This is a genomic window from Bradyrhizobium sp. SZCCT0153 (genome assembly GCF_018129995.1).
Classification (GTDB): domain Bacteria; phylum Pseudomonadota; class Alphaproteobacteria; order Rhizobiales; family Xanthobacteraceae; genus Bradyrhizobium; species Bradyrhizobium japonicum_G.
In genome coordinates this window covers 88,267-114,241 of the sequence record NZ_JAFCKS010000005.1, presented here as the reverse complement: position 1 = coordinate 114,241, position 25,975 = coordinate 88,267, and the positions used below count along the sequence as shown (strand labels likewise).

Annotated in this window: 24 protein-coding genes; 10 read left to right on the top strand and 14 right to left on the bottom strand. The window is 65.0% G+C overall.

Features of this window, described 5'->3' with window-relative positions:
- Window positions 1-15: 15 nt before the first annotated feature.
- From JQ572_RS22040 to JQ572_RS22030, 3 genes are read left to right on the top strand one after another with little or no spacing between them, the layout of a single operon-like run.
- Window positions 16-486: a (2Fe-2S)-binding protein gene (locus JQ572_RS22040; protein ID WP_211384931.1), complete on the top strand. Its 471-nt coding sequence runs from the start codon at window positions 16-18 to the stop codon at window positions 484-486.
- Window positions 483-2,612 (top strand): xanthine dehydrogenase family protein molybdopterin-binding subunit, encoded by a 2,130-nt coding sequence (locus JQ572_RS22035; RefSeq protein ID WP_211384930.1) that lies wholly within the window; start codon window positions 483-485, stop codon window positions 2,610-2,612. Before JQ572_RS22040 ends, JQ572_RS22035 begins: the two co-directional genes overlap by 4 nt.
- Window positions 2,609-3,307, top strand: coding sequence for a molybdate ABC transporter substrate-binding protein (locus JQ572_RS22030; protein ID WP_211384929.1), 699 nt, complete (start codon window positions 2,609-2,611; stop codon window positions 3,305-3,307). Before JQ572_RS22035 ends, JQ572_RS22030 begins: the two co-directional genes overlap by 4 nt.
- Before the next feature lie 11 nt (window positions 3,308-3,318).
- Here JQ572_RS22030 and JQ572_RS22025 read toward each other — a convergent pair whose 3' ends face one another.
- The 4 genes from JQ572_RS22025 to JQ572_RS22010 form a co-directional block, all read right to left on the bottom strand.
- Entirely contained in the window at window positions 3,319-4,125 is an 807-nt protein-coding gene (locus JQ572_RS22025; RefSeq protein WP_211384928.1) for an SDR family NAD(P)-dependent oxidoreductase, read from the bottom strand.
- Window positions 4,126-4,147: 22 nt separating this feature from the next.
- Window positions 4,148-5,440 (bottom strand): TRAP transporter large permease, encoded by a 1,293-nt coding sequence (locus JQ572_RS22020; RefSeq protein WP_211384927.1) that lies wholly within the window; start codon window positions 5,438-5,440, stop codon window positions 4,148-4,150.
- Entirely contained in the window at window positions 5,431-5,979 is a 549-nt protein-coding gene (locus JQ572_RS22015; protein ID WP_211384926.1) for a TRAP transporter small permease, read from the bottom strand. Before JQ572_RS22015 ends, JQ572_RS22020 begins: the two co-directional genes overlap by 10 nt.
- Before the next feature lie 75 nt (window positions 5,980-6,054).
- The gene (locus tag JQ572_RS22010; RefSeq protein ID WP_211384925.1) at window positions 6,055-7,026 is read right to left on the bottom strand and encodes a TRAP transporter substrate-binding protein; all 972 of its coding nucleotides are present in this window, start codon (window positions 7,024-7,026) and stop codon (window positions 6,055-6,057) included.
- A gap of 326 nt (window positions 7,027-7,352) precedes the next feature.
- Here JQ572_RS22010 and JQ572_RS22005 point away from each other — a divergent pair, with 326 nt between their 5' ends.
- Window positions 7,353-8,129: a cyclase family protein gene (locus JQ572_RS22005; RefSeq protein ID WP_211384924.1), complete on the top strand. Its 777-nt coding sequence runs from the start codon at window positions 7,353-7,355 to the stop codon at window positions 8,127-8,129.
- On the opposite strand, the gene JQ572_RS22000 is transcribed toward JQ572_RS22005, so the two are convergent.
- On the bottom strand, window positions 8,126-8,854 hold the full coding sequence (locus JQ572_RS22000; RefSeq protein WP_211384923.1) for a Crp/Fnr family transcriptional regulator: 729 nt from the start codon (window positions 8,852-8,854) through the stop codon (window positions 8,126-8,128). The two genes, JQ572_RS22005 and JQ572_RS22000, sit on opposite strands and share 4 nt — an antisense overlap.
- A 497-nt stretch (window positions 8,855-9,351) precedes the next feature.
- Window positions 9,352-10,065, bottom strand: coding sequence for a helix-turn-helix domain-containing protein (locus JQ572_RS21995; RefSeq protein ID WP_211385370.1), 714 nt, complete (start codon window positions 10,063-10,065; stop codon window positions 9,352-9,354).
- A gap of 150 nt (window positions 10,066-10,215) precedes the next feature.
- On the opposite strand from JQ572_RS21995, the gene JQ572_RS21990 reads away from it, so the two are divergent.
- On the top strand, window positions 10,216-10,533 hold the full coding sequence (locus JQ572_RS21990; RefSeq protein WP_211384922.1) for a c-type cytochrome: 318 nt from the start codon (window positions 10,216-10,218) through the stop codon (window positions 10,531-10,533).
- A 6-nt stretch (window positions 10,534-10,539) separates the two neighbouring features.
- On the opposite strand, the gene JQ572_RS21985 is transcribed toward JQ572_RS21990, so the two are convergent.
- From JQ572_RS21985 to JQ572_RS21975, 3 genes are read right to left on the bottom strand one after another with little or no spacing between them, the layout of a single operon-like run.
- A complete protein-coding gene (locus JQ572_RS21985) occupies window positions 10,540-11,643 on the bottom strand; it encodes an ABC-type transport auxiliary lipoprotein family protein (protein WP_211384921.1) in 1,104 nt (367 codons plus the stop codon).
- A gap of 6 nt (window positions 11,644-11,649) precedes the next feature.
- Entirely contained in the window at window positions 11,650-12,417 is a 768-nt protein-coding gene (locus JQ572_RS21980) for an ABC transporter ATP-binding protein (RefSeq protein ID WP_211384920.1), read from the bottom strand.
- A gap of 2 nt (window positions 12,418-12,419) precedes the next feature.
- Window positions 12,420-13,556 carry an ABC transporter permease gene (locus JQ572_RS21975; RefSeq protein WP_211384919.1) on the bottom strand — a complete coding sequence of 379 codons (1,137 nt, stop codon included), beginning with the start codon at window positions 13,554-13,556 and terminating at the stop codon, window positions 12,420-12,422.
- A 176-nt stretch (window positions 13,557-13,732) separates the two neighbouring features.
- Between JQ572_RS21975 and JQ572_RS21970 the strand changes: the two genes are divergently transcribed.
- Both JQ572_RS21970 and JQ572_RS21965 read left to right on the top strand, forming a co-directional pair.
- Window positions 13,733-14,008 carry a hypothetical protein gene (locus JQ572_RS21970; protein WP_211384918.1) on the top strand — a complete coding sequence of 92 codons (276 nt, stop codon included), beginning with the start codon at window positions 13,733-13,735 and terminating at the stop codon, window positions 14,006-14,008.
- Window positions 14,009-14,497 carry a phage holin family protein gene (locus tag JQ572_RS21965; protein WP_211384917.1) on the top strand — a complete coding sequence of 163 codons (489 nt, stop codon included), beginning with the start codon at window positions 14,009-14,011 and terminating at the stop codon, window positions 14,495-14,497.
- A gap of 110 nt (window positions 14,498-14,607) precedes the next feature.
- On the opposite strand, the gene JQ572_RS21960 is transcribed toward JQ572_RS21965, so the two are convergent.
- Both JQ572_RS21960 and JQ572_RS21955 read right to left on the bottom strand, forming a co-directional pair.
- Complete coding sequence (locus JQ572_RS21960) at window positions 14,608-17,301, bottom strand: bifunctional acetate--CoA ligase family protein/GNAT family N-acetyltransferase (protein WP_211384916.1); 2,694 nt, start codon at window positions 17,299-17,301, stop codon at window positions 14,608-14,610.
- A gap of 69 nt (window positions 17,302-17,370) precedes the next feature.
- Window positions 17,371-18,210 (bottom strand): universal stress protein, encoded by an 840-nt coding sequence (locus JQ572_RS21955; RefSeq protein ID WP_211384915.1) that lies wholly within the window; start codon window positions 18,208-18,210, stop codon window positions 17,371-17,373.
- 191 nt (window positions 18,211-18,401) lie between these two features.
- On the opposite strand from JQ572_RS21955, the gene JQ572_RS21950 reads away from it, so the two are divergent.
- Together JQ572_RS21950 and JQ572_RS21945 are read left to right on the top strand one after the other, a co-directional pair.
- Entirely contained in the window at window positions 18,402-19,943 is a 1,542-nt protein-coding gene (locus JQ572_RS21950) for a bifunctional aminoglycoside phosphotransferase/ATP-binding protein (protein WP_211385369.1), read from the top strand.
- A 15-nt stretch (window positions 19,944-19,958) separates the two neighbouring features.
- Entirely contained in the window at window positions 19,959-20,930 is a 972-nt protein-coding gene (locus JQ572_RS21945) for a CHAD domain-containing protein (protein WP_211384914.1), read from the top strand.
- On the opposite strand, the gene JQ572_RS21940 is transcribed toward JQ572_RS21945, so the two are convergent.
- The gene (locus tag JQ572_RS21940) at window positions 20,927-22,747 is read right to left on the bottom strand and encodes a PHA/PHB synthase family protein (RefSeq protein WP_211384913.1); all 1,821 of its coding nucleotides are present in this window, start codon (window positions 22,745-22,747) and stop codon (window positions 20,927-20,929) included. The two genes, JQ572_RS21945 and JQ572_RS21940, sit on opposite strands and share 4 nt — an antisense overlap.
- A gap of 229 nt (window positions 22,748-22,976) precedes the next feature.
- On the opposite strand from JQ572_RS21940, the gene JQ572_RS21935 reads away from it, so the two are divergent.
- Window positions 22,977-23,705 carry a CBS domain-containing protein gene (locus tag JQ572_RS21935; RefSeq protein WP_211384912.1) on the top strand — a complete coding sequence of 243 codons (729 nt, stop codon included), beginning with the start codon at window positions 22,977-22,979 and terminating at the stop codon, window positions 23,703-23,705.
- 13 nt (window positions 23,706-23,718) lie between these two features.
- Here the strand turns inward: JQ572_RS21935 and JQ572_RS21930 are convergent, their stop codons facing one another.
- Together JQ572_RS21930 and JQ572_RS21925 are read right to left on the bottom strand one after the other, a co-directional pair.
- Window positions 23,719-24,183 carry a RidA family protein gene (locus JQ572_RS21930; RefSeq protein ID WP_211384911.1) on the bottom strand — a complete coding sequence of 155 codons (465 nt, stop codon included), beginning with the start codon at window positions 24,181-24,183 and terminating at the stop codon, window positions 23,719-23,721.
- A 3-nt stretch (window positions 24,184-24,186) separates the two neighbouring features.
- The gene (locus tag JQ572_RS21925; RefSeq protein WP_211384910.1) at window positions 24,187-25,884 is read right to left on the bottom strand and encodes a benzoate-CoA ligase family protein; all 1,698 of its coding nucleotides are present in this window, start codon (window positions 25,882-25,884) and stop codon (window positions 24,187-24,189) included.
- Between the last annotated feature and the right edge of the window lie 91 nt (window positions 25,885-25,975).

Below are 25,975 nucleotides of genomic sequence, written 5' to 3'. Positions count from 1 at the left end.
GATCGCGGACCGACAATGCCCACGATTCAATTCCAGCTCAACGGCACGGCCACGTCCGTGGATGGCGATCCGGATCTGACGCTGCTCGACGTGCTGCGCGGCCGGCTCGGCATCACAGGCGCGCATTTCGGCTGCGGGGCCGGTGAATGCGGCGCCTGTTACGTCATGGTCGGAGGCCACGCGATGGCCTCCTGCGACATGCCGATGTGGTCGGTCGCGGACAAGGATGTCGTCACGGTCGAAGGCCTCGGCACGGCGGGGCAACCGCATCCGCTGCAACGCGCCTTCATCACCGAACAGGCGATGCAATGCGGCTATTGCGTCTCGGGGATCCTGATCAGTGCGGCAGCGCTGCTGAAGCGCAGTCCGTCGCCGACGGAGGCCGAGGTCAAGGCGGCGCTGGACCGTAATCTTTGCCGCTGCGGATCGCACAACCGCATGGTCCGCGCCGTGCTGCGCGCGGCCTCGGAGATGGCGACGTCATGAGTGCGCCGTCCCCTGCCCCGAAACTACCGGTCAGCCTTGCCGCCAATCCAAGACTGTCGTCCTGGGTGCGGTTCACCGGCGAAGGCCGTGTCGCCATCTCGCCCGGCAAGGTCGAGATCGGCCAGGGCATCGTCACGGCGCTGGCGCAGATCGCCGCGGACGAGCTCGACGTCGATATCTCCCGGGTCGAGATGATCCGCGCCTCGACGGCGACCAGTCCGAACGAGGGCGTCACCTCCGGCAGCCTCTCCGTCCAGCAATCCGGCCGCGCCCTGCGCCACGCCTGCGCCGAGGTGCGCCAGCGCTTCCTCACTGCTGCATCGGAACGTCTCGGCGTCGATGCACCGCTGCTTGGTATCGATGACGGCACGATCTCGGGCCCCGGCAATGTCAGGACCAGCTATTGGGAGCTGGCCGGCGACGTCTCGCTCGACCACGACGCCATCACAGGCGCCGTGGCGAAGACCGTCGCCAAGCGCACCGTCGCCGGACATTCGGTCCAGCGTGTCGACATTCCCGACAAGGTGTTCGCGCGGCCGCGCTTCATCCATGACCGCGCGCTGCCGGACCAACTGCACGGACGCGTGCTGCGGCCGGACGTCTCGGGCGCCAGACTGCTCGCGCTCGACGAAGCGGCTGTGCGCGCCGTCCCCGGCCTCATCGCCGTTGCTCGCGACGGCGGCTTTGCCGGCGTGGTCGCCGACAGCGAGCCGGCGGCGGAAGCCGCGCTGAAAGCCCTGCGCAAGGGCGCGACCTGGTCGGCCGGCGAGCCATTGCCGGATGAAGACGACCTGGCGGGATTCCTGAAGAGCCAGCCGGTCGAGACGACCGTCATCGACACCAGGGCGGCGGCGGCGACCGAACACGTCCGCACCCTCCGCCGACAATACACCCGCCCCTACATCGCACATGGCTCGATCGCGCCGTCCTGCGCGATGGCGCGCTGGGACGGGAATCGCGTCCATGTCTGGACCCACAGCCAGGGTGTCTATTTGCTGCGCGCCGATCTGGCGATCGTGCTCAAGCTGCCTGCCGAGAGCATCGTCGTCGAGCACATGGAAGGCGCCGGCTGTTACGGGCACAACGCGGCCGATGACGTCGCGCTCGATGCCGTGCTGCTGGCGAAAGTCGCGGGCGGCCGTCCGGTCCGGGTGCAGTGGTCGCGCCATGACGAGATGTCCCACGCGCCGTTCGGCGCGGCCATGGCCATCGAGATCGAGGCCGACCTCGACGCGGGCAACGAGATCGTCGGCTGGCGCCATGCGATCTGGAGCAACGGCCACGCGGCGCGGCCCGGGCGTGCTGCCCAGCCTGCGCTGCTTGCCGCAACCGAGATTGCGCCTCCCTACCCGCGCATGATCTCGACGAATCCGGCCGCCGCCAACGGCGGCGGCGGAGACCGCAATTCCGTTCCGCTCTACGAGCTCCCGGCGTGGACGATCACGAGCCATCGGCTTCTGACCATGCCGGTGCGCACGTCGGCGCTGCGGACACTCGGCGCGCAAGGCAATGTGTTCGCCATCGAGTCCCTGCTCGACGAGATCGCCGCCCTGCGCGGCGAGGACCCGATCGCGTTCCGCCTGCGCCATCTGCGCGACGAAAGAGCAAAGGACGTTATCCGGACCGCGGCGCGACGTGCCGCGTGGAAGCCGCAGAAGCGAACCGGAATCGGTCACGGCGTCGGCTTCGCCCGCTACAAGAACACCGGCGCCTATTGCGCCGCAATTGCCGAGGTCGAGGGCGCAGGCGACATCCGCGTCAATCAGCTGACGCTTGCGGTCGATGTCGGCGAGGCCATCAATCCGGACGGCGTCGTCAACCAGATCGAGGGCGGCGCGATCCAGGCGACGAGCTGGGTGCTGAAGGAGCGCGTCCGCTTCGACCGGACGCGCATCACATCGACGTCCTGGCCGGACTATCCGATCCTGACCTTCAGCGAAGTGCCGGCCGTGGATGTCGAGGTCATCCAGCGGCCGGAGATCGAGCCCGTCGGCGCCGGCGAAGCCGCCCACGGCCCGGTCACCGCGGCGATCGCGAACGCCGTCGCCGATTGCCTCGGTGTGCGCGTACGCGACCTGCCGATCACCCGCGACAGGATCATCGCAGCCATGGAGCTCGCATCGTGACGACAGTGAACATCCTGAGCGGAGGCGCGGCGCAAGGGCTGGTGCGCGGCCTCGCGGAGGCCTTCAAGGCACAAACCGGCTTCGGCGTCGACGGCGAGTTCGGCGCGGTCGGCGTGATGGCGGACAAGCTGCGCGCGGCAACGCCGGCCGATCTCGTGATCCTGACGCAGGCGCTGCTCGCAAAGCTCGCCGAGGAGAAGCTCGTCAGCCCCTCTTCGATCGCGGATGTCGGCAGGGTCGAGACCGCACTTGCGGTCCGCAGCCGCGATCCCAAGGTGAACGCGAAGACCGGGAGCGATTTGCGCGAGGTGTTGCGCGGCGCCGACGCGATCTACGTCCCGGACACAAAGGCCTCGACCGCGGGACAGCACGTCGCAAAGGTGCTGGATAGGCTCGGCATCGCCTATGAGGTCGCCTCGCGCCTCAAGATCTTTCCGAACGGCGCGACCGCGATGCGCGAGCTTGCGGCGTCCGCCGCGATGCGTCCGATCGGCTGCACGCAGGCGACCGAGATCATCGCGACCGAGGGCATCGCGCTGTCGGGGTCGCTGCCGCCGGGCTGCGAACTCGTGACGATGTACACGGCCGGCGTGACCACACGGGCCGCGCATCCGCAAGAGGCCGCCGCGCTGATCGCGCTGCTGACCGGCGCAGACCGGAAGGAGCAACGCCAGCGCGCAGGCTTCGCCGGCTAGATGCCGAGCCCTTATTTGTGCAACTGGGTCAGGCCGGTCGGCGGACCGTCGACCGCGGTCCAGCCGCCATCGACGAACAGTGTGCTGCCGCTGACATAGCTTGCGGCATCCGAAGCGAGATAAGCCACCGCGGTGGCGACCTCGTCGGCGCTGCTCCAGCGGTTGAACACGGTGTGGCCGGCGTAGAGATTGTAGATGTCGGGACGCTGCTTGAACGGACCGGTCAGCGCGGTCTCGGCAATGCTCGGCGCGATCGCATTCACGCGCACGCCGGCGTGGCCGACCTCGGAGGCGAAGCCCTTCACCAGCAGGCCGATCGCCGCCTTGGTCGAACCGTAGACGCCCAGGCCCGGCTCGATGGTCACGGCGCGCACCGAGGAGCAGGCGATGATGCTGCCGCCCTTCTGCTCGACCATGATGCGGCCGAAGGCCTGGAAGAACCAGACCGTGCCCTTGACGTTGAGGTTGAGCACGCGGTCGAGATCCTCCTCGGTGTAGTCGAGGATGGTCTTGCGGATGTTGAGCCCCGGCGTCGTCACGGCGATGTCGAGCCGCGAGAATTTCTGCATCACGGTCCTGGCCAGCGCATTGACCTCCGTGGCGCTCGCGGCGTCGCACGCAGCGGCCTCGGCCCAGCCGCCCTTCTCACGAATGCCGGCGGCGGTCGCCTCCGCCGCGTCAAGGGCGCGATCGGCGCAAACAACGCGGGCACCGAGCCCGGCCAGCGCCTCGGCCGACGATTTGCCGATGCCCGAGGCGGCACCTAGCACCACGGCCGACTTGCCGGTGAGGTCGAAGAGCTTGCGATAGTCAGTCACGAACGAATTCTCCCTGTTGCTGCTATCCCTTGTAGCCCATCAGCAGGCGGGGCAGCCACAGCGAGAAGGCGGGGACGTACGTCACGAACATCAGAGCTGCGATCAGGGCGGCGTAGAACGGCAGGATGGTGCGCATCACCGCGCCCACCGAGATGCCGCCGATGGCGCAGCCGACGAACTGCGTCGTTCCGACCGGCGGGGTGTTCAGCCCCAAAGCGCAGTTGATCAGCATCAGCATGCCGAACTGCACCGGGTCCATGCCCGCCTTCATCGCGATCGGCAGGAAAATCGGCGTGCAGATCAGGATGGTCGCCGCCATGTCCATGAACGTGCCGAGCAGGAACAGGATGACGTTGATGAGCAGGAAGATGATCCAGGGCTGCGAGGAGACCTTGCTCATCATCTCGCCAGCGAGGTCGGCCACCTCGTACAACCCCATCAGGTACTGGAACATGGTGGAGACGCCGATCAGCAACAGCACCACGCCCGTCGTCTTCACGGCCTTCGCGGCGGCCCGCAGGAAGTTCGGCAGGGTCATGGTGCGGTAGATGAAGAAGGTCAGCAGGATCGTGTAGGTGACCGCGACGGCTGCGGATTCGGTTGCCGTAAAGACGCCGGAGAGGATGCCCGTCAGGATGATGCCGACGATCAAAAGACCGGGCAGCGCGGCCGCGAACGAGCGGAACACCTCGGCCCAGCCCGGGAACTTGCCGGCCGGATAGCCTCGCTTCACCGCGACCGCGTAGGCGGCGACCAGCATGCACACCATCAGCACGAGCGCCGGCAGGAGGCCGGCCGCGATCAGCGCGCCGATCGAGACCTTGCCGCCGGCGGCGAGCGCATAGATGATCATGTTGTGGCTGGTCGGCATCAAGGCTCCGACCAGCGAGGCATGGGTGGTGACGTTGACGGCGTAGTCGGTGTCGAAGCCTTCCTTCTTCATCATCGGGATCATCACCGCGCCCATCGCCGACACGTCGGCCACGGGCGAGCCGGAGACGCCGCCGAACAGCGTGCAGGCGACCACGTTCGACATGCCGAGCCCGCCGCGGATGTGCCCGACGAGATTCTTGGCGAGCAGCACGATCTTGTCGGCGACGCCGCCATGCAGCATCAGCTCACCGCTGAAGACGAAGAACGGGATGGCGAGGAACGAGAAGATGTTCATTCCCGACATCATCTGCTGGAAGATGACGGCGACAGGCAGGCCTTCGTAGAGGATGGTGCAGATCGCCGAGAGGCCGATCGCGAAGGCGACAGGTACGCCGATGACCAGGAAGCCGAAGAACGAGGCGCCGAGGATGATCAATTCCATGAGGGGACGACCTCTTCGCCGCGCAGGAGAGCAATGATGTGCTCGATTGAAAAGGAGACGATCAGGACGCCGGAGGCGATCAGCGGAACGTAACGGATGACTTCAGGCAGGCCGAGATTGGGGATCTTCACGGTTCCGACCGAGGCCCCGAGGATCCAACCGTTGTAGGCCATCGCAATGCCGAACACGGCCACCAGAACATGGATCACGAACTCGATCTTCTCCCGCACATGATCCGGAAGCATCACCAGCAGACTGTCCATTCCGATGTGACCGGCATCGCGCACGCCGACGGCGGCGCCGATCAGCGTGACATACAGGATCAGGACCAGCGCGAGGTTCTCCGTCCATGTCGGGCTGGAATTGAGCACGTAGCGTCCGAACACCTGGTAGAACACGATGGTGACGATGACGAGCAGGCCGGTCACGGACAGATACATGCCTGCTCGAGCAACGGGAGCATTGATCCGCGACAGCAGGCCGGTGGACGGGCGTCCGGCCACGTCCTGCTCGTGGCTTGCGACGTGTGGGTCGGTCATCCAGGTCTCCTTGCGCGTCTCCTTGCGAGGGTCCGGTATCGCCTCGCGGCGACGCCGGACCCGACGCTTGCGGTCCTACTTGGTGTCCTGGATGCGCTTGACGAGACCCTTCAGCTTCTCGTCACCGGCGAACTTGTCGTAGACCGGCTTCATCGCATCGACGAATTCCTGCTTGTTGGCGATCGTGACGACCTGAACGCCGGCGGCCTCGACGGTCTTGCGGGAGGCCTGCTCACGCTCGTCCCAGAGCTTGCGCATGACGGGAACCGATTCCTTGGCCGCCTTGCGGACCATCGCCTGGTCTTCCTTGCTCAGTGTGTCCCAGACCGTCTTGGACATCACGAGAACTTCGGGCGCCAGGGAGTGCTCGGTGACATTGTAGAACTTGGCTGCCTCGAAATGGCGCGAGGATTCGTAAGAGGGCCAGTTGTTCTCGGCAGCATCAACCAGACCGGTCTTGAGGGCAGTATAGACCTCGCCGTACGGCATCGGCGTCGGGTTGGCCCCGAGGCTCTGGATCATGCCGACCCACAGGTCGGATTGCTGGACGCGGATCTTGAGGCCCTTGAGGTCCGCCAGCGACTTGACCGGCGCCTTGACGGTGTAAATGGACCGGGCGCCGCTGTCGTAATAGGCCAGACCGATCAATCCCGCGGGCGCCATCGCCGCCAGAATCTCGTCGCCGATCGGCCCGTCAAGGACAGTACGCATGTGCTGCGTATCCCGGAAGACGAAGGGCAGGCACAACGCAATGGTTTCCGGCACGAAGTTGTTGAGCGGGGATGCGTTGATCCGCATCATATCGAGTGCGCCGATCTTGAGCTGCTCGATGGTGTCCTTCTCGGAGCCCAGGGCGCCATTGGGATACACCTTCACGCCGAGCTTGCCGCCGCTCGCCGCTGCGAGCTGCTTGCCCATGAACTTGACGGCCTCGACGGTCGGATAGTCGGCGGGGTGGACGTCGGCGGAGCGGAAATCGCGTGCGGTCGCCAAGGGGGCCGAGACCGCGAGCAGAGCGGCCGCGATGATGCCGGTGAGTATCTTCATGTGGGCTTCCTCCTGAGTTGATTATGTCGTTGGGCAGATGCTGCGGGCCGCCTTGGGTCGCTCCACTTCCGGTGTGAAGTCAAGCGCCATTGTCGTCCCTAGGGCGCGCGGCATTCTGAGTCCAAGCCAAATCCGGCATCGATCAATGCCAGAGTTGCATCGATGGATCAAACCGGCTTTGGCCGGGCAATCTGTGAATGGTCCGTTTTTTCCGAAACCAACCGTACTGTCTGCCGCGCGACCCGCCCCTGGGGATCGCTTGACGGCGCCGGTCCAGCCCCGCCAAGATGCCGCGAAACAAAGCGGAAGATCTCGGGGGGAATCCCATGTCGCGGAGACTGATCGATATTTCCGTGCCGCTGAGGAACGACGTGACGGCCGATCCGCCAGGCAATCACCCGACGATCCAGTACATCGATCACCAGCAAGGCCTGCCGCGGATGCTGCAGTTCTTCGAAGGCCTCCAGGCGCAGGACCTGCCGGACGGCCAGGGCTGGGCCGTCGAGCAGGTCTCGCTGTCCACCCACAACGGCACGCATCTGGATGCGCCCTGGCATTTCCATCCGACCATGAACCGCGGCGAGCGGTCATGGACGATCGACGAGGTGCCGCTGGAATGGTGCTTTCAGCCCGGCGTGAAGCTCGACTTCCGGCATCTGCCCGACGGCTACGTTGCGAGCGCCGACGACGTCGAGACGGAGCTGAAGCGGATCGGGCACACGCTGTCGCCGCACGAGATTGTCGTGGTCAACACCAGCGCCGGCGCCAAGTTCGGCCGCGCCGATTACGTCAACTCCGGTTGCGGCATGGGCTATGAGGCCACCATGTACCTGCTCGAACGCGGCGTGCGGCTGACCGGCACCGACGGCTGGAGCTGGGACGCGCCGTTCGTCTACACCGCGAAGAAATATGCCGAGACGAAAGATGCCGGCCTGATCTGGGAAGGCCACAAGGCGGGACGGCACATCGGTTATTGCCATCTCGAGAAGCTGCACAATCTCGACCAGCTGCCGTCGACCGGGTTCACGGTCTCATGCTTTCCTGTGAAGATCGAGCGAGCCTCCGCGGGCTGGACCCGCGCGGTTGCGATCATCGACGGCTAGTTGCCGTCGAGGCCGCTTTCGGCGAGTTCGCGCAGGGCATCGATGTCGAGCACGACGATGGCGCCGTGCTCGAGGCGAACCCAGTTGCGCCCTGCCCAGGCGCGCAATTGCTTGTTGATGCTCTCGCGCGTCATCCCCACCATCTCGCTGATCTCCTGCTGCGTGATGGCGAGAGTGCCGCTGCCGGAGTCGAACTTGCGCTCTTCGGTGAGACCGAGCAGCGCGCTCGCAAGCCGGCCCGGCAGATTTTGCAGGATCACCTGCTCGACCTGCTGGCTGGTCCAGCGCAGGCGCGCGCAGAGCAGCTCGATGAATTTCATCGCGAGCGCCGGCTGGCTCTTCACGAACGGCAGGAAGTCCCGGCGATCGATGATGTAGAGCTCGCAATTGGTGTTCGCGGTCGCATCGGCCGACCTGGGTGCGCCGTCGAGCACCGCGATCTCGCCGAAGATTTCTCCGGGACCGATCAGATTGAGAATGGCGTTTCGCCCGTCCGGCGACGAAGACGAAATCTTCACCGTGCCCGTGATCACTGCGAACAGGTTGTTGCCGGGATCGCCCTTGGCGGCGATCGTCGCGCCGCGCTTCACCGTGGTGTGCTTGGCGTAGCGGCAGAGCTGATCGAGCGCTTCCGGCTCCAGATCCGCAAAGATCGGATGCTTGCGCAGGACCGATAGTTTGTTGCCCGCCGACTGTCGCGGGTCGCCGGTCTTGTCCTGAGGCACGCCGGGGGGCTCCTAAGACTGCGAGGCACTGGAGGTCCTGCGTAGTCAACGTTGCCCGGCATTTCAACCGGAAAGCACGCGCGCCGTTTTAGGCAAATGCCGCAAAAACGCCCTTGGCCGGGACCGAAGGCCGCATCCGAAGGATGCGCGGCGAATTTTGATCGATGCAGAGTTGCAGATGGGAGTCTGCGATTGCGTTGAGGCGCTGGGCAACGGCCAAAAGCTCGCCGGTCGAGCGTCGGCGGCTCGCCGGCTGGACGGGCCATGATCTCCGAGCTTTAGCGCCTGGAATCCGGGTCGAACCCGCCTGCACTGGTTTGTCGGTCTGCCCAGGCCAGAGCTGCCGCGAACGCAACGAAGATCGCCACGACGGCTATAGTCACCAGCATTGCGTCAGCAGGCATGATGTCCTCCCGGGTTGTTTGGCGCATTATCGGCGACAGACGGCCGGCGTCATTGATCGGGATCAAAAATCCGGGAGCGTGTTGGGGAAGTCGTCAGGCTGCAGCCAGCGCCTCGACGCGCGCCGGATCGAGCAGGCGGATCCCGCCGTGAATGATCTCGATCACGCCGTGACGCTCCAGCTTGGTGAAGGTGCGACTGACGGTTTCGATCGTCAGGCCGAGATAGTCGGCGATGTCCTGGCGGCTCATTGGAAGCGGCACCGTGTCGGACCGCCCCTTGAGCGCGAACGACCGTTCGCGCCAGCCGAGCAGAAAGGCCGCGACCTTCTCGTCCGCCGAACGGCGGCCGAGCAGGACCATGTGGTCGCGCGCATGGTCCAGCTCACGAATGGCCAGCTCGTTGATCCGCCTGAGCAGATGCGCCCGGTCCTCGATGAAGCGGCCGAAGGGAGTCTTCGCGAACTGGCACACGGTTACCGCGCCGATCGCATCGGCCGAGAAATTGTGCCGGCCGGAAACGTTCATGCCCAGGAAATCGCCAGGCAAGGCAAAGCCCACGATCTGGCGCCGGCCGTCGGGCAGCAGCTTGTACAGCCGCATGACGCCCTCGAGCAGATTGTAGAACGAGGTGGAGATGTCCTCCTCGGAGAACACGGTTTCGCCCGAGCCCAAACGGACCCGGCGTCCGAGATGCTCGAATTCCCTGAGCTCAACCGCATCCAACGACGAACACACCGCCGATTCGCGGACGGCGCAATCGCTGCAGAAATGCCCGTTCGGCCCAATCGTGACCAGGGAAGGCTTCATCCATCGCTCCAAGCGCCGGCTGCCTTCCGTAGGCAGCGTCCACCGCGCTGGCCATTTTACTGCACCGCACGAAAGCCGATTGACCCAGATCAATTTTGGCGGACATCCCCGTCTTAATCTGTCTCCAGGGTTCTACCGGGGTCACTTTCCATGCTGCAAAGCGCGTTGCGTCACGGCCTGATCGGACTGCTTCTGATTGGACCTGCATTCGCCGATCCGGCCGCCGAACAACACGGCAAGGCCTTCGCGCGGGCCAATTGCGCGCGCTGCCATGCGATCGACCGCGTTTCCGCAAGTCCGCTCAAGATCGCTCCTCCGCTGCGCATCCTGCACCGGCGCTATCCAATCGAGAACCTTGGTGAGGCGCTGGCCGAAGGCATCTCCACCGGCCACGCCGACATGCCGGCCTTCGTGCTCAGTCCGGACCAGATCCACGATCTCCTGACCTATCTGAAGACGCTGGAATAGCCGGCATCACACCGCCTGCACGGTCCAGCCGATCAGCTCCTTGGCGATGCGCGCGAAGGCCCTGTCGAACGCTGCGACTGCCGCGACCGGCTCGACCTTGTCGAGCTTCTCGCTGGTCTCGACAAGGCGCGAGGCGACCACCTTGCCGTTCTTGTCGACGACCCGCGCCGACAGGCCGATCTCCACCCGGGCCTCGCCTTCCGTCGCAATTCGGAACCGCCTGATATCGACCAGGAGCTGGTAGTCCGCCTGACCGAGATCGGATGCCCGCAATGGTGCATGGGCGATGTCGTAATTCTCGAAGCTGTCGATCAGCCGCGCCTGCACCAGCTTGGGAATGCTGTCGGCCCAGAGGAAATCGGCAAAGCCCGGATTGTCGCCGCCAGGCGCGAACAGCATGCGCTGGGTCTGGAGCATGGCGACCGCGGTCGGCTCGGGAATGGAAAGCGACGCCGCGAGCGTCTTGTCGGCCGGTCCGAGGTTTTGCGGTGTGCGCAGGTCATAGGTGACCTTCTGTGCCGGCGTTCCGCCGCCGGTCATCTTCTCGAGCCCCGCCAGGATGCCGTCGACCTTGCCGGTGTTGCGCGCGAGCCCCTCGGAGAAGGTCTTGAGATTGGCGATGGTGTCCTTCAGCGGGCCGGAATTGTCCTCCAGCACGGAATCGACCCGCCGCAGCGCATCGCGCGCGGCCTGCGTCATGCTCTGTCCCGCGCCGGGCTCGGCGACCAAGGTCAGGGGCTCGCCGGATTTGGCGACAATCACGCCGCCTTCCAGCGTCACCACCGGCACGCCGGTCAGCCCCTGGAAATCGAGCCCGACCTTGGTGTCGGTGCGCACCGGCGTCGTCGCGGCCACCGAGATCGTCGCGTTGACGAAGCGCGGATTGTCGGGCGCTAGGCCAAGCTGCGTCACCTCGCCGACGCGAATGCCGTTGAACAGTACGCCGGCACCGACCAGCAGGCCCGGCACCGAGCCCTGGAATTGCACGTGGTAATTCGTGCGCGGCCCGATGCCGCCGGTGTTGTTCAGCCAATAGACGAAGCCGAACACCGCGACAATCGCGGCCAGCACGAAGCTGCCGATCAGCACGTAGGGAGCGCGGGTTTCCATGTCTTCTCATCTCATCTGGTGTTGCAGCATCTGCGAGCGCTTGCCGTGGAAATAGGCGCGCACCCAGGGATGCTCGGATTGCAGCAGTTCGTGCATCGGGCCGATCGCGACGATCTTGCCGTCGGCGAGCGCCGCGACGCGGTCGCAGACCGTGGTCAGGCTCGCAAGATCATGGGTGACCATGAACACGGTGAGACCGAGGGTCTTTTGCAATGTCCCGATCAGCGTGTCGAAATCGCCGGCGGCGATCGGATCGAGGCCCGAGGTCGGCTCGTCCAGGAAAAGAATCGGCGGATCGAGCGCGAGCGCGCGCGCCAGCGCGACGCGCTTGGTCATGCCGCCGGACAGCTCCGCCGGATATTTGTCGGCATCCTGCGCCTGCAGCCCGACCATTTCGAGCTTGGCGATAGCGATCTCGTCCATCAGCTCCTGCGAGAGCACGAGATTCTCTCGCAACGGAAACTGGATGTTCTGCCGGACCGTCAGCGAGGAGAACAGCGCACCCTGCTGGAACAGGATGCCCCATCTCGTGGCCGCGCCTTCGGTGCGCCCGCCGATCGACCGTCCGACGACTTCGATGCTCCCGCACTGGCGCGGGATCAGTCCGATGATGGTGCGCATCAGCACCGACTTGCCGCCACCGGACGCACCCACGAGCCCGAGAATCTCGCCCCTTCGGACGTCGAGCGACAGATGATCGAGCACGGTCTGACGGCCGAATCCGACCACGAGGTCGCGGACGCGGATCGCAAACTCTTCCTGCGGTTCGCTCATCGTCACATTCCGATCGAGGCGAAGAAGATCGCGAACAGGCCGTCGAGAACGATCACCAGGAAGATCGACTTCACCACCGAGGTCGTGGTCTGCCGCCCGAGCGATTCCGCGCTGCCCTTGACACGCAAGCCCTCGCTGCAGGCGACGATTCCGATCACCAGCGCCATGAACGGCGCCTTCAGGATGCCAACCTCGAAATGGGTGACGGAGATGGCGTCATGCAGCCGCGCAATGTAGATCGCCGGCGCCATGCCGCCGTAGAACTGCGCGACCAGGCCGCCGCCATAGAGCGCGGCAACCGATCCGATAAAGGCGAGGATCGGCAGGGCGATGACCAGGGCTGCGACGCGCGGCAGTATCAGGACATGGATGGGATCGAGGCCCATGGTCGAGAGGGCGTCGATCTCCTCGCGCATCTTCATCGAGCCCAGCTCGGCCGTGTAGGCGCTCCCCGAACGGCCGGCCACCATGATGGCGACGATCAGCACGCCGAGCTCGCGCAGCACCAGAATGCCGACCATGTCGACGGTGTAGGACTCGGCACCGAACCTGCGGAAATGGAAGAACCCCTGCTGGGCGATGATGGCACCGATCAGGAACGTGATGAGTACGACGATCGGAATGGCCTGCCAGCCGACGCGATAAAGCTGGTAGACCAGCGAGGTCAGTCGCAGCGATTTCGGCCGGCGCAATACGCCGATCACGGCCATGGACAATGCACCGAGCATTTGAAGGAAGACCGCGACGTCTTCCCGCGCGTCGACCGTGGACTTGCCGAGATTATTCAGCCTCAGCAGCACCGGATTTAGCGCTGGCGCAGCCACCGGCGTGTGGCGGTTGACTTGACGCACCTCGTCCAAAAGACCGCTGAAGTGATCGGCGACTCCGACGAATTCCGCCGGTCGGCCGGCTGATGCAGCCCTGCGCGACAGCTTTTCCAGGACCCAGGCGCCAAGCGTGTCGAGCGCGCTGATGCCCGACATGTCCAACGTGACGGCTCTGGATTGATCGACCTCCGCCCCGACCGACCGGGACAACGTTTCCAGCGTCGCCACGTTCGCTGCGGTCCATGGCCCTTCCGGGCGCAATTTCAGCGCATCGCCGGAGGGCGTTGCGAGCAACAGCGGTTCGAGATTCACGCTTCTACCTCATCGGGACAATCGGTCCCCATTCAGCCGGCATTTCTAGGCCAGCATGTGGCGCCTGGATTGACCTTTCTCAAGAGCAGCACCCGCGGCCGGCTTTTGACGCAGATCAAGCGCGGTCGCGTCAGCGGGTCCTAGTCTTGTTTCCATTCAATGGAGATATCCGATCCATGTTCGACAGCAACAGGATGAGCGAAGAACTGCAAGCGCTGAAGGTTGACGTCACACGCCTGCTGAGCACCGCCGGCGAGGAGATTTTCGACAGCTCGAAAGACCGCGCCGAGGCGCTTGCCGACCAGATCAGGGCTGCGCTCACCGAGCTCGGCGAGACCGTCGAAGAGGAACAGGAGCAGCTTCAGGGCCTCATTGCGGAACGCCCGATCACGTCGCTCGCCTCGTCCTTCGCGCTCGGCGTGGTCGTCGGCTTCATGCTGCGGAGACATTAAGTGAATACCGAGAATGTGGTCAAACATCTGCGGCTGCTTTGGCGCACCGACAGGATCATCGCCGACATCCGGCTGCGCCACCTGCTGACGGGCCTTGGCCTGCGCGCTTTTGCGGCGCTGATCGCGGCGTTCGGGCTTCTGATGCTGGAGCTGTCCGCCTATTTCGCGCTGGTCCAGATCTGGAGTGCGATTGCGGCGGCGGCCATCCTCGGCACCGCCAATTTTGCCATCGCGGCCATTCTCTTCGTTCTTGCCGGCCGTCCTCCGTCCGGCCGTGACATCGAACTCGCCAACGAGATTCACGGCGCGTCCATCGAAGCCCTTCAGCTCGAGGCGCGTGCGCTGCAGGCCCAGATGTCGGGCGCAGTCCACCATCCGCTCAGCACGCTGGTCCCGGTGCTGGTGCCGCTGATTGCGATCATCGTCAGGAACTTGCGAAGGACCGCCAAGGACTCTGCCGCCGCAAGTCCGGCTGAAGCGCGTTCCTGAAGCGCGACGAGATGGGGATAAATCGTCATCGCGCTCTGAGTCACTGTTTGAGCATCAGCATTTCGGAAACCCGCTGCGCAATTTTCCCGATCATGCCTTAGCGGGCGCGCTCAGAGCTTCAGCCTGACGTCGCAAATATCCGGCTCGGCCGGATCCGGCTTCACCTCGAAGCCGAGCTGCCGGCACATTTCGAGCATCACGGTGTTCTCCTGCAGTACGTCGCCCGAGATGGCTTTCAGCCCTTCCGATCTCGCGTAGTCGATGATCAATTGCATCAGGGCCCATCCCAGCCCCCTGCCCTTGAGATCGGACCGCAGCAGGATGGCGTATTCGCCGCTCTCGTAGATCGAGTCCGAATGGAGCCTGACCACGCCGACCATCTCGCCGGTGGCCTCGTCGAATGCGATGAAGGCCATCGCGCGCGCATAGTCGAGCTGGGTCAGGCGCGCGATGAACTCGTGGGTGAACTCCTTCATCGGCGCGAAGAAGCGCAGGCGGAGGTCGTGCGCCGTGACGTGACGCAGGAATTCGTGGATGGTCGGCTCGTCCTCCGGACGCAGGGGCCGCGCGAAGATCCGCCAGCCGTCCTTGAGTTTGAGGCGGCGCTCCCATTGCGACGGATAGGCCCGAACGGCGAAGTTCACAGGGCCGGAGCCGGCAAACTTCCGTTGCGGCGGCCCGACCGCGACACGGGCATCGACTGCGGTCACGCCGGTTTCGTCAGCCAGCAGCGGGTTGATGTCGAATTCACGGATCTCGGGAATGTCGGCGGCCATCTGCGCCAGCTTGACCAGCACCATGGCGACGGCGTCGGGCTTTACTGCCGGGACGTCCCGGTAGGCACGAAGCAGACGTGACACGCGCGTGCGGTCGATCAGGTCGCGGGCCAGCTGCAGATCCAGCGGCGGCAGCGCAAGCGCCTTGTCGTTGATGATCTCGACCGCGGTCCCGCCGCGGCCGAACACGACGACGGTGCCGAAGGTGGGATCGTCGGCAAGGCCCAGGATCAACTCGCGCGCCTTCGCCTTGACGACCATCGCCTGCACGATGACGCCCTCGATGCGTGCTTCGGGACGCAGCTTCCTCGCCCGAGCGAGAATGTCGGTGGCAGCGACCCGCACCGCCTCGGGCGTTGTCAGATTGAGCACGACGCCGCCGACATCGGATTTGTGCACGATGTCGCGCGACATGATCTTCAGGACGACGGTGGCGCCTTGCGCGAACATCTCGCTCGCGCAGGCCACCGCCTGCTCGACATCGGTCGCGGCGTATGTGGGCACCATCGCGATGTCATAGGCCTCGAGCAGGTGCTTGATCTCGACAGGTTCGAGCCATTGGCGGCCGTCCGCGACGGCGGCGGCGACGATCTGCTTGGCGGCCCGGGCGTCAGGCACGAAGGTGTCGGGCATCGCCGGCGGAACCTGGCTCAGCTCCTCCACCGCTTCGCGGTGCCGGACCAGATGCATGAAGCCGCGCACCGCGTCGTCCTCGGTCGGATAGTTCGGAATGCCTCCGCCGGAGAGCGTCTGAATGATCTTTTGATCGGCCCCGATCCAGGCGGCAAGCACCGGCTTTGCCCAACTGCGGTGCTGCTCGCGATATCTGCCGACGAGCTCCGTCACGGTCGTCGCGATGTCGGCAGCCGAGGCGATCGCTGTCTGCACATTGAGGACGAGAACTGCGTCGTTGTCGGGGTCGGCGAGCAGCACCTCAAGCGCCGCCGCGTAGCGCGACGCATTGGCATCGCCCACGATGTCGACGGGATTTGCGCCGGACCAGGTCGGCGGCAGCACGTCGTCGAGTTTCTTGCGGGCGTCCGCGGAAATCGTCGCCGGAATTCCGCCAAGCTCGACCAGCCGATCGACGGCGAGGACGCCGATTCCGCCGCCATTGGTCAGGATGGCCAGGCGCTTTCCGGTCGGCGATTCGACGCGGCCGAGCGTTTCCGCGCAGTCGAACAGCTCGCGCAGATCAGAGACCCGCAGGATGCCGGCGCGCCGGAACGCCGCGTCGTAGACCGCGTCCGCGCCGGCGAGCGCGCCGGTATGCGTGGCAGCGGCCTTCGCACCCTGCGCCATGCGGCCGGACTTCACCACGACGACCGGCTTCACGCGCGCCGCGGCACGCGCCGCCGACATGAACTTGCGCGCGTCCTTGATGGCCTCGATGTAGAGCAGGATCGCGCGGGTCCTGTGATCCATCGCGAAATAGTCGAGCAGATCGGCAATATCGACGTCGACCTGATCACCGATCGAGACGATGCCGGAGAAGCCGACGCCGCGCTGCGCCGCCCAATCAACCATGCCGGCTGCGATCGCGCCCGATTGCGAAATCAGCGCGAGGTTTCCCGCCCCCGGCATGTTCGCGGCAAAACTCGCATTGAGGCTCACGCCGGGCATCATGATGCCGAGGCAGTTCGGCCCGATCAGCCGCATGCCGTATTTGCGGGCCGCGGCAATCGCGGCCTCGAGCAGGGATCCCGGACCGCGACCGAGTCCGGCCGAGACGATCAGCGCGCCCGCCGAGCCGCGACGCCCCGCTTGATCGATGATGCCGGGCACCTCGCGCGCAGGCGCGGTGATGACCACGAGTTCCGGCACGAACGACAGTTTGTCGAGGCTGGCCACCGCGGCGACGCCGCCAATCTCGGCATGGCGCGGATTGACGAGGCCGAACTGACCCGTGAATCCAGCCTTCTGAATGTTTTCCAGAATGGCACGTCCCACGGAGAGCGGGCGGGCGCTGGCGCCGACGAGCGCAACCGAGCGGGGCGCCAGCAGATTCTTCAGCCGATAAGTTGACATGACAGCAAATTCGCCCGGTCGGTGACGGTTCCGATGGTTGACGATCAGGCCGATAAGCTGGCTGGACGCCTAGTGCGAGATCATAACCCAGCACGGTGGCTGGCCAATGACGGTCTTTGTCACACCGCCCCAGACGATCTCGTTCAAACGCGAATGATGGTAGGCCCCCATCACGATCGCGTCGATGGCGTGGGAATCCGCCCAGCTTCCGAGCACCTTGCCGGTCGAGCTGCCGCCGCCGCTTGCGGTTTCGAACGAGGCGTAGACCCCGTGTTCCCTTAAGTGATCGACGAGTGCGGCTCCGGATTGCACGATCGCGTCGGACTTGTCGTCCGCCACGGTCACCACGCGGACCGAGGCGGCCGCCTGAAGGATCGGCAGCGCATCGCCGACCGCGCGCGCCGCGCGCGCGGAGTGATCCCAGGCGATCATGACGTTCTCGAATTCCGGCCGCAGCGCGTCCACATAATGCTCCGGACAGAGCAGCAGCGGCCGCCCGGATTCGAACAGGAGCGTCTCGATGACGTGCTCCGTTCGGCTGTCGTGCGACTTCACCGGGAGGAGCGTGAGATCGCTGAAGCGCGCATGCTCGGCCAGGATCGACGCGATCTGGTCTGCGGGTACCTTGGCCGATCGGCTTTGAGCGCGGATGCCGGTGTGGGAGGACGCAGTGGTGAACGCATTCAGAAGATGCTGCATGTCGCCTGTCCCGAGCGACCCGTTTGCCTCTGCGGTACCGGACTCATCGGGAAGCATCACCTTCGGCCGCACGAAGGCATCCTCCTCGAGTGCAAGTGCGGTGATCCTGGCGCCGAGGTCGGCGGCAACGGCCACACATTTCTCGATGGCAGCAAGGGCCGGCCCGCGCGGCTGGCCGACAAGCGGCAGAAAGACGTCCTTGAAGGGCATCGGGATTCTCCTCGGTGGCAAGATTAGGCCGGCTGTGGCCGGGCCCCCTTGATTTTTGTCAAGCCTGGAAACCCCGTCCGGTCAGCCGACAGGTCTTGACCGACGTCAAGGACTGGCCGCGATCCGCATCTAAGGGTTACGCTGGTCGCCGGGCAGACCGCCTTCCACCGCAACTGGATGTGCCAGCAGGAATGACAGACGAGTCTGCGACCCAGGACCGGATTTTTGCGGCGCTCACCGAATCCCACCGGCATCCCGACGTGAGGCGGATCGATACACATGCCGCGTCGGTCTTTCTCAACGGCGGGCGTGCGCTGAAAATCAAACGGGCGGTCCGGTTTCCGTTCCTCGACTATTCGACCCTCGCGAAGCGGAAGGCCGCCTGCGAGGAGGAGATCAGGATCAATCGGCCGCTGGCGCCGCAGATCTATCACCGCGTCGTGGCGATCACGGAAGAGGCCGATGGATCAGTGAAAATCGATGGTCCTGGCCGGCCGATCGAGTATGCCGTCGACATGTCGCGGTTCGACGAGAGCCGGACGCTGGATCACCTCGCCAAGGCCGGTCCGCTGGATGCAAAGCTTGCCTCGGCTGCCGCTGACGCGATCGTGGCTTCGCATGCGCAGGCTGTTCGCGCCGACGGCAAGGCATGGGTTTCCTCCATTCCAGCCCTGATCGACGGCAACAGCAATGGCCTGCGGAGCGGCAATCATCTGGGCGCTGAAGAGATCGCACAGCTCGGCAGAGACTCGCTCGCGACGTTCCTGCGTCTCCGGCCTCTGCTCGAGGAGCGTGGCCGTCTGGGCTTTGTGCGCCGCTGTCATGGCGACCTGCATCTTGCGAACATCGTGTCGATCGACGAGCAGCCGGTGCTGTTCGATGCCATCGAGTTCGACGCGCAGATCGCAACCGTCGATGTGCTCTACGATCTCGCATTCACGCTGATGGACCTGTTGCACCACGATCAACCGTACGCGGCCAATGTCGTCCTGAACCGATATCTCGCCGCGACGCCGCCCGAAAATCTCGGCGCGCTCTCCGCATTGCCGCTGTTCATGTCCGTCCGTGCAGCGATCCGCGCCCAGGTGACGCTGGCACGGCTGAAGCCGCCGCATTCCGTTGACCCCGGCATTCTCGACGAGGCACGACGCTATTTCAGCCTCGCGCGGGATCTGATCCGTCCTCCCGCTCCCCGGCTGATCGCGGTCGGCGGATTGTCCGGCACCGGAAAGACGGTTTTGGCACGCGCGCTCGCGCGTTTCATCGGACCAGAGCCGGGAGCCGTCGTGCTGCGCAGCGACGTCGTCCGCAAGCGACTGGCCGGGGTCGAGGACACGCACCGGCTGCCGGCAACCGCATACACGCCGGAGGCCACGGCCCGCGTTTACGACGTTTTGGCTCAGCAGGCCCGGCAGGTGCTGGCGCAAGGCCATTCGGCCATCATCGACGGCGTATTCGCCCGTGAAGATGAACGAGACGCGGTCGCCGCACTGGCACGCGACAGCAAAGTGCCGCTGAGTGGCCTATTCCTGGTTGCCGACCTCGCGACCCGGCAAGCGCGGATCGGAGGCCGCCGGGACGACGCATCCGACGCCACGCAGGAGGTTGCCGCGCACCAAGAGCACTATAATATCGGCCAAGTCGGTTGGGCGACCATCGATGCATCCGGGACACAAGAGCAGACGCTCCGGACCTGCCGGGACGCGATCGCCGAGGCAAATAAGGCAATCTGAGTGACGCGGGCAAGGATGGCGCGACCCAGCACGACCTCGACGGCCGCTCGCGCCACGCCGGCGGCGCAGCGCAATGCCCTGCCCGGCCGCCTCAGCCCCGGCATGGCCTGCGACACGGCCTTCCGGATCATCTCCCGCCGTCACCTCGACGCCATCCTCGCCCAGCATGACGGTACATGTCGCGGCGACCCCGAGGCGCTGCATCAGATCCGGATCGCACTGACACATCTGCGCACCACCATCCGCTTCTTCTCGCCCATGGTCGACGACGCGCTGCGGCCGGGGGTGTGGGCCGAGCTGAAATGGCTGAACAGCCAGCTCGGGATGGTGCGGGATCTCGACGTGGCGATCGAGCGGGTCATCGCCGAAAGCGGAGGCGAGCTTGTCGTCATTGCCGAACTCCAGCATTGGGACGAGAAACGCGCCGAGAGCCATCGCCTGCTGGCCCGCGCGCTGCAATCCGCGCGGTATCGCCGCCTGGTCGAGCAGACCACAACCTGGATCGAGAGCGGCCCCTGGTCGACCCGGCGCAGCAAGGAAGCCATCAGGCTGCGCCGCAGCCCGCTCGCCAACCACGCGACTGAGCGGCTCACCGAGTGGGAGACGACGCTGCTCAGGAAAGCGCGAAAACTGCACCGGCTCGACGTCGAGAAACGACACAAGCTGCGGCTTCTCAACAAGCGGCTGACCTATTCGATCGAGTCTCTCGAGGATTTATTCGCCGACGAGACGCTGGCTAAGCAGAAGTCGATCCTCAAGCAATTGCGCAAGGCGCAAAAATCCCTCGGACAATTGAACGACGATGCGCGAGGGCAAACCCTGGCGGCATCCTTGAACGAGGCCATCCCCGAGGCCGGCCTTCGCTTCCTCGACCGCAAACGGGAAAAGAAGCTGCTGCGAGCCGCTACGGAGGCCTACCGCAAGCTGGACAAGGCGAAGCCGTTCCGCTCGTCCGACCTCGCGCCGAATGCAGAGCCTGAGGATTAGTTGTGGACGTAGTCTCCCGGCGCGTCCGGCAGACCGTCAACGCCTCCAGCTCCGATCTGCGGCGGATCGCAGGGCGCGCCGGAGCGCGCCGCCAGCCATCCGGCCCATTCAGGCCACCACGACCCCTCAAGTCGCGGTGCCTGCTTCAGCCATTCATCCGGTCCGACATAGGGCGCGTCCGCGGCCTTGATCAGCACCTGATAGCTGTGGCCGGGTTGGTCCGGCGGCGCGACGACGCCTGCATTGTGACCGCCGCTGGTCAACACGAACGTCACGTCGGCATCGACCTGATAGTGGATCTTGTAGACAGATCGCCACGGCGCCACGTGATCGGCGAGCGTGCCGACCACGAACATCGGCGCATGGATGTCGGAAAGCGAGATACTTCTGTCCTCGACGCGATAGCGGCCCTCGGCCAGGTCGTTGTGCAGGAATAGTTTTCGCAGATATTCCGAGTGCATGCGATAGGGCAGCCGTGTGGCGTCGGCGTTCCAGGCCATCAGGTCGATCGGCGCCGTGCTCTCGCCCATCAGATAATCATGCGACAGCCGCGACCAGATCAACTCGTTGGAGCGCAGGAGCTGGAACGCACCGGCCATCTGGGTCGTGTCGAGATAGCCATGCTGCCACATCATGTCTTCGAGGAAGGCGACCTGGCTCTCGTTGACGAAGAGCGTCAGCTCGCCGGCCTCGGTGAAATCCGTCTGCGCGGCAAGCAGGGTGATCGTGTCCAGTCGCTTGTCGCCATCGCGCGCCATCGCGGCCGCGGCGATCGATAGCAACGTGCCGCCGAGGCAGTAGCCGAGCGCATGGACCTTCCGGTCCGGCAGGATCCGGCCGATCATGTCCAGCGCCGCCATGACGCCGAGCTTGCCATAGTCGTCGAAGGCGACATCACGGTCTTGGGCGTCCGGATTTCGCCAGGAAATCGCGAATACGGTGAAGCCCTGACCGGTCAGATACCTCACCAGCGAATTCTGCGGCGACAGATCGAGGATGTAGTACTTCATGATCCAGGCCGGCACGATCAGGATCGGCTCGGGCCGCACCTGCGCGGTCGTCGGATGGTACTGGATCAGCTCCATCAAACCGTTGCGATACACGACCTTGCCTGGTGAAGCCGCGACCGTCTTGCCGACGACAAACTGTTCGTCACCGGCTGGTTTTGCGGTCGAGTGCAGGCGCACCAGATCGCTGTACCAGTTCTGCCAGCCGAACACGAAATTCTCCCCGCCGCTCTGCAACGCCTTCTCCAGCACCAGCGGATTTGTCGCAGCGAAATTCGACGGCGCCAGCATGTCGAGCATCTGGCGCATCGAGAATTCGACGATGGCTTCATTGGCGGGCGACACGCCGCGTACACCGGTCGTGGCGTCGTGCCACCAGCGCTCCGTGAGCAGAAACGCCTGCGCGAACAGATTGAACGGCGGGGCTTCCCATTGCGCTCCCCTGAAGCGGCGATCCCGTTCCTGCGGCTCTATCACCGACCACGGCTTTTGCGTTGGTGCGTGCGCAACAGATTCCAGCAACCGGCCCATGTCGCGAACGGCTTTGCGGGACATCTCCATCTGGCGCTGCGGCGCCGCAGCGAGATGAGAGCTCCAATCGAGCCAGGCGAGCGACAGGGCCAGCGGCGAAATCCCGCCCGTGAACCGCGCCAGCGACGCGTGAAAAGCTCGGTCCAGAGGGTACGGCTCTGACGGAGGCGCCGGTCGCGCGGGCAGACTTTCGGTCGGACGGTCGACGCTCACAACGGGGTCGGCGGAGGGGTGCCCTGCCGGCTCTTCGGTTCGCGGAACAAGCTGCACGACGCTCATGGCTGAAAATTCCTGCGCACTTTGCCGTTTCAGGTTCTTGGGGTTTCAGGTCCTTGGCAGGATACGTCGCCCGGGTTCCGATGCGTTGAGCTGCATCAATCTCGTCCGCCGATCACGATTGCTTCACTGCCATCGACCGACCTCACCTGCTTGACCTGCGTCAAAGCCGGCCTCCATGCTTGAAATAGGCTTCGCTCATCCACTTTCGTCAAAACCTGCGGAGCTACCCATGCGCGCCCACCAGATCATGACCCGATCGGTCATCTCGGTCACCCCCGACACCAGCATCGTCGAGGCGGCGAACATCATGCTGAAGAGGCATGTCAGCGGCCTCACCGTGGTCGACGATACCGGCAAGCTGGTCGGCGTCGTCTCGGAAGGTGATTTCATCCGACGCAGCGAAATCGGCACCGGACGCAAGCGGGGGCGCTGGCTGAGGTTCATCCTTGGTCCGGGCGGATCGGCCCGCGACTTCGTCCACGAGCACGGCCGCAAGGTTTCGGAGGTGATGACCACCTCCGTCGTGACCATCACCGAGGATACGGCGCTCGCCGAGATCGTCGATCTCATGGAACGGAACAACGTGAAGCGATTGCCCGTCGTCCGCGGCGACAAGATCGTCGGCATCGTGTCGCGCGCGAACCTGCTGCAGGCGGTGGCGGGGCTCGCCCGCGAGGTGCCGGATCCGACGGCAGACGACGATCACATCCGCGGCCGCATCATCGACGCCATGGAGAAGAACGACTGGTGTCCGTTCGGGCTGAACGTCATCGTCCGCGACGGCATCGTTCACCTCAGCGGCGTCATCACCGAGGAGCGCTCACGGCAGGCTGCGGTCGTCGCAGCGGAGAACGTCGAGGGCGTGAAGAAGGTGCACGACCATCTCTGCTGGGTCGACACCATGTCCGGCGTCTATCTGAACTCGCCCGAGGACGACGATCTCGCCAAGGCGAGCTGAAACCTGACGCGGTTCAGCGTGGAATCACGGCGGTGGCCTCGATCTCGACGCGCGCCGCCTTCTCAACGAGGCGCACGACCTGCAACAGCGCCATCGCAGGATAGTGCGCGCCAAAGATCGCACGGTAGACCTTGCCGAGCTCTTTCAGGTTGGTCAGGTACTCGTCCATGTCGACGACGTACCAGGTCAGCCGCACCAGGTGCTCGGGCCGGGCGCCGGCTTCGGCAAGGATCGCAGCGATGTTGCTCAGGGTCTGGCGGACCTGCGCGACGAAGCCGTCCGCGAGACGCTCCTGGGCATCCCAGCCGATCACCCCGCCGGTGACGACGATCCGCCCCTCGGCTGCCATGCCGTTGGCATAGCCTTTCGGGAGCGGCCAGCCGGACGGCTGCAGCACCTGCGCTCCCGACCGGGTTTCGTCCCCGCCTGCTGTCGGCAACACCGCGCGGGGCGGGCCTGTCGGCGTCGTCACTGACAATCTCTATCCTTTCATTCCCGCGACGCCCGAGGATGTCACAGCGGCCTGCGCCAGCTGTCTCAGCGCAAAGCGCTTCAACTTGCCGGTTTCGGTCTTCGGCAGCTGCGTCACGAACTCGATCGCGCGCGGATATTTGTACGGCGCGATCTCGCGTTTGACATGCTCCTGCAACTCGGCGACCAGCCGAGCGTCGGGCGTCACGCCGGGCGCGGCAATGACATAGGCCTTCACGATCATCCCGCGCGCCTCGTCCGGCGCGCCAACGACGCCACATTCGGCAACGGCCGCATGCGTGAGCAGCGCCGTCTCGACATCCGTGCCGGCAATGTTGTAGCCAGCCGACACGATCATGTCGTCGGAGCGCGACTGGTACCAGAAATAGCCGTCGCCATCCATCAGATAGGTGTCGCCGGTGATGTTCCAGCCGTTCTGGACGTATTTGCGCTGCCGCTCGTCGGCGAGATAGCGACAGCCGGTCGGTCCGCGCACAGCGAGGAAGCCCATCGTGCCCGGCGGCAAATCGTTGCCGGAACCGTCGACGATCTTGGCTTCATAGCCCGGCACCGGCTTGCCCGTCGCGCCGGGACGGATTTCGTCCTCGGTCGCGCTGATGAAGATGTGCAGCAGCTCGGTCGAGCCGATCCCGTCCATCAGCTTGATGCCGGTCGCCTTGAGCCAGGCATCGAATGTCGGCTTGGGGAGCGTCTCGCCCGCGGAGACGCATTTACGCAGCGAAGAGATGTCGCGGCCTGCGAGCTTGCCGAGCATGGCGCGATACGCGGTCGGTGCGGTGAAGCAGACCGTGGTCTTGTACTGTTCGATCGCATTCAGGATGTCGTCGGGCGTGGTCTTCTCCAGCACGACGAAGGAGGCGCCGATGTGCATCGGAAACAGGACGCCGCCGAAGCCGAACGTGAAGGCGAGCGGTGCCGAGCCGACGAAGCGATCCTTCTGCTCCGCCCGCAGGATGTTGTGCGCGTAGCCGTCGCAGACCGCCAGCATGTCCCGGTGGAAGTGCATGGTGCCCTTGGGATCGCCCGTGGTGCCCGACGTGAAGGCGATCAGGCAGATGTCGTCGGAGGCGGTGTCGACAGCTCCGAACTCCGGGCTGGCGTCCGCGATCAGCGCTTCGAGCGAATCGCCGGCGCCGTTCCCCCAATAGACGACGTGCCTGAGACCGGGCGCAGCGGCTTTCGCCTTCTCCATCTCCTCGGCGAGCTTTCCATCGCAGAGCGCCAGCGAGATCTCGGCCTTCTGGATCGGATAGGACAGCTCCTTGGCGCGCAGCAGCGGCATCGTCGCCACCACAATGCCGCCGGCCTTGATCACCGCGAGATAGGTCGCGACCATCATCGGATTGTTGGACGAGCGCAGCAGCACGCGCCCGCCGGTGACGAGACCGAGCTTGCCGACCAGCACATTGGCGATGCGGTTCACCAGCGCCTGCAGCTCGCGATAGCTGTAGCTGACGGCGGGACTGATGACGCAAGGCGCGTCGCCATGCCCCTGCTCGACCCAGCGGTCGAGGAAATAGCTGACGCAGTTCAATCGCGGCGGATAACACAGCTCCGGACGGGTGAAGATGAATTCCGGCCAGAGCTCGCGCGGCGGAAGGTGCTGCCGCGCGAACGTATCGACATGGGCCGTCGCATCGTTGCCGTCAGACGAGCCCGAGACTTGAACCTTGGCGGCGTTGGCCATCGCACGCTCCTTTGCGCATGGAAAGCACCCGGCAGCACTATCTGGGAAACATTTTAGGCTTAAAACAATTCGGCGCAATAGCGGATTTTGG